This is a genomic window from Acidithiobacillus sp. TH-A36 (assembly GCF_057473445.1).
Map to the genome: position 1 here is coordinate 1 of NZ_JBYCKP010000182.1, position 2,783 is coordinate 2,783.

5 protein-coding genes, 1 tRNA gene and 1 pseudogene are annotated in these 2,783 nt (G+C 47.5%); 4 read left to right on the forward strand and 3 right to left on the reverse strand.

The genetic code is table 11. The features are described 5' to 3' along the window. The 4 genes from AC2VLY_RS04945 to AC2VLY_RS04960 form a co-directional block, all read left to right on the forward strand. On the forward strand, positions 1 to 266 hold a 266-nt coding region (locus AC2VLY_RS04945), incomplete at its 5' end, for a hypothetical protein (protein ID WP_486893906.1). Then, positions 259 to 486 carry a DUF4224 domain-containing protein gene (locus AC2VLY_RS04950; RefSeq protein ID WP_486893908.1) on the forward strand — a complete coding sequence of 76 codons (228 nt, stop codon included), beginning with the start codon at positions 259 to 261 and terminating at the stop codon, positions 484 to 486. The genes AC2VLY_RS04945 and AC2VLY_RS04950, both read left to right, overlap by 8 nt. 32 nt (positions 487 to 518) lie before the next feature. Continuing rightward, positions 519 to 1,544, forward strand: a complete 1,026-nt coding sequence (locus tag AC2VLY_RS04955) for a tyrosine-type recombinase/integrase (RefSeq protein WP_486921860.1) — start codon at positions 519 to 521, stop codon at positions 1,542 to 1,544. A 26-nt stretch (positions 1,545 to 1,570) separates the two neighbouring features. Beyond that, the gene (locus AC2VLY_RS04960) at positions 1,571 to 1,756 is read left to right on the forward strand and encodes a hypothetical protein (RefSeq protein ID WP_486921861.1); all 186 of its coding nucleotides are present in this window, start codon (positions 1,571 to 1,573) and stop codon (positions 1,754 to 1,756) included. Positions 1,757 to 1,759: 3 nt separating this feature from the next. On the opposite strand, the gene AC2VLY_RS04965 is transcribed toward AC2VLY_RS04960, so the two are convergent. The 3 genes and pseudogenes from AC2VLY_RS04965 to AC2VLY_RS04975 all read right to left on the reverse strand — a co-directional run. Continuing rightward, entirely contained in the window at positions 1,760 to 2,215 is a 456-nt protein-coding gene (locus AC2VLY_RS04965; RefSeq protein WP_486921862.1) for a hypothetical protein, read from the reverse strand. A 131-nt stretch (positions 2,216 to 2,346) separates the two neighbouring features. Beyond that, positions 2,347 to 2,422: transfer RNA gene (locus tag AC2VLY_RS04970), tRNA-His, on the reverse strand. Positions 2,423 to 2,493: 71 nt separating this feature from the next. After that, positions 2,494 to 2,783: pseudogene (locus AC2VLY_RS04975) on the reverse strand (ribose-phosphate pyrophosphokinase); the annotation flags it as partial.

The following is a 2,783-nucleotide window of genomic DNA, read 5'->3' on the forward strand; positions in this document are numbered from 1 at the left end:
CCGACTATCTTGGTCTGGATGTGCGTTTTGACGGCAATGACACGATTCGCTGCAAGAAGGTAACCGCTTCATTAAATGAATGCCCAGGCAAGCCGCTGGTGATGGTTAAAACGGCAAGGATCAACCCGGATTCACCTGCAGCACAGGCACTGGAGCGCATCCTGCCCTTTGCCCCTCCTGGATCCAGGCTGGCCTCGGTTGGGCAGTTGGTGGCAATTTTTTCTCCATCGAATGAGAGCGTGAAATTAGGTGGTTGTCATGGCTGAAATGTTTCTTGATCAGGATGATCTTGAAATATTGACTGGGAGAAGGGCCAGGCCTAGTCAGTGCCGTTGGCTTGACCAGCAGGGAATACCGTATCTGATTTCTGCGACGGGCAAAGTGCAGGTTCTCAAGGAACTCGTTGAAAATCGTCTTGGTATGAAGTCGAAGGGCGGTATCCCTGAAGCAGAACCCAGATGGGACATTTTTGTTCAGGCGTCTTAGTATCAGTTCTGGGCTGATATGGAGAAATCGGTATGGCGGGAAAAAGACAATCGAACCCAAAAGGCTTGCCCAAAAGAGTTTACTGTTCTCGGGGATGGTACTTCTTTGTAGATCTTAACGGTAAATGGCACAAGCTCGGCAAGGAGTGGAATTTTGAGGCCAAGGCCAAGTGGGCGCAATTGTCCAGCGGTACGGCGATTAAAGGGAGTGTCGCTGATCTTGTTGGCGAATATCTGAAACAGGTATCACCAACCAAGTCACTGCGAACGCAGCAAGATCATTTGCAACAGGCCGAATGGCTCAAAAAGATTTTTGGTCATATGCCTGCAGAATCTGTAAAGCCATCCCATGTTGCAAGGTATCTGGACAGCAGACTCAGCAAGGATGGTATTCCGGCTCCAGTGCGCGCAAACAGGGAGATTTCCCTGTTGTCGAGCGTTTATTCATGGGCCATGCGTAGAGGACTGGCAGAATCAAACCCCTGCTATGGAGTGCGACGGAACACAGAACGTGCGAGGACCAGATGTCCAAGTCAGGAAGAAATTGAGGCAGTAATCAGCGTTGCGCCTGAAGTTGTGGGGCTAGCCGTTGAGCTTGCTTATTACACCGGACAAAGACGGTCAGACCTTCTGAAGCTGAGGCTCTCAGACCTGGTTGAGCATGGCATTCAGATTACCCAGGCCAAAACCGGGGCCAAGCTTTTAATCAGATGGTCTCCGGCGTTGCGGGCTTGCGTTGAGTCACTGAAAAATTTGCCAAGACCTGTTCGTGGACTGTATGTCATTTGTAATCGACGGGGGCAGCCTTATACAGTCTGTGGATTTTACGCTTTGTGGGGGAGGGCTATGGTTAAAGCCGTCCAGGAAGGGTTGATCCAGGAGCGATTCCATTTCCTCGACATCAGGGCTGCAGCGATTACTGCAGCTGATGAGGCGAAAATGGATGCGCAAGGGTTGGCGGGACATAAAAGTCGCTCAATGACAGAAGCTTATATACGAAACCACAAGACGACGAAAACGGACCCCGCACCGGTGTCGATTGTGCGGGCCAAAAGATAGAATTGATACTAGGTAAGGGAAGCAATATGAATATCGAGCTCGGATGTATGAAACGAATCAAAGATGAAATCAGCAAGGCTGCTAAGCCAGGTTTTCCGGTAGTGTTTATTTGGACCGGAAAAAAATGGATCGCTTACAAAAGATCTACATTTATGTTTATAATTGCTGGGTTCATTATGATGGGTATGCTCTATGGTGGCTTTATATTATAGAAATTAATTATACTGAAGCCCGGGCTGCATCAAAGTGCTACTGCCATCGCTAAGGATGTACAGTGAGTGATATTTATCAGCGTAGAGCCAAATGACTATTGCAGAGGCGACCATAACGATGAAATATGCTAAAAAAGCATAACGAATTTTATCTTCATGTATAAAATACGAGAAAACAGCCCCTATAATTGATAGGAGTATTACTATCAGGTAATTATGGTATGCAAAAGCATTCAATAAATTGGTTATGTGCGATAATCCAACGGTATTATAACGATAATGGCTCACCCCGTATGCCCATAGCGTATTGATTAAGGCGATTATGCCAGCTATAAAAATCTTTGGTTCTCTATCAATTACAAAGAATAAAAAAGCTGCGACAGCAAGGCTAATAAATGAAAGTGACGTAAATATATAAAAGTGTTCAACGATCCAGTGGAGGGTTGCGGCTGCTGACATATAGTTGTCCTTTTAACGATTTGTGACGACAAATAAAACTTTAAAACTGTATTGGTCCTGTGCTGATCTTAGGAAGTTGCTGTTCCAAGTTAGGAAAAACTCTTGCACTTGTCCATAACCTCTTGAAAATATGGGGTGGCTGACGGGGCTCGAACCCGCGACAACCGGAATCACAATCCGGGACTCTACCGACTGAGCTACAGCCACCATATTGGAGAGAGCGCATGATACAACGGGCAAAGTTTGGCCGCAAGGCGGCGACAGGCAGGAGTTAATCCTTAGTCCATGAATAATGAGCTGACAGAGTCTTCTTCAGCAATGCGACGAATGGTTTCGGCCATGAGTTCGGCGACCGACAGTACGCGAATTTTCGGGCTTTCCTGCGCTTCTTTACGGAGCGGAATGGTATCCGTAACCACCAGTTCATCCAGTTCGGAGCGCACTATCCGTTCCATGGCCGGTCCGGAGAGGACCGGGTGAGTACAATAGGCGCAGACCTTGACTGCCCCTTGGGCTTTGAGGGCATGAGCAGCCTCACAAAGGGTATTGGCGGTATCTACCATATCAT

Coding starts and splice junctions, on each gene's coding strand:
- AC2VLY_RS04955 (WP_486921860.1), top strand. CDS start 519: ATGGCGGGAAAAAGACAATCGAACCCAAAAGGCTTGCCCAAAAGAGTT.
- AC2VLY_RS04950 (WP_486893908.1), top strand. CDS start 259: ATGGCTGAAATGTTTCTTGATCAGGATGATCTTGAAATATTGACTGGG.
- AC2VLY_RS04965 (WP_486921862.1), bottom strand. CDS start 2,215: ATGTCAGCAGCCGCAACCCTCCACTGGATCGTTGAACACTTTTATATA.
- AC2VLY_RS04960 (WP_486921861.1), top strand. CDS start 1,571: ATGAATATCGAGCTCGGATGTATGAAACGAATCAAAGATGAAATCAGC.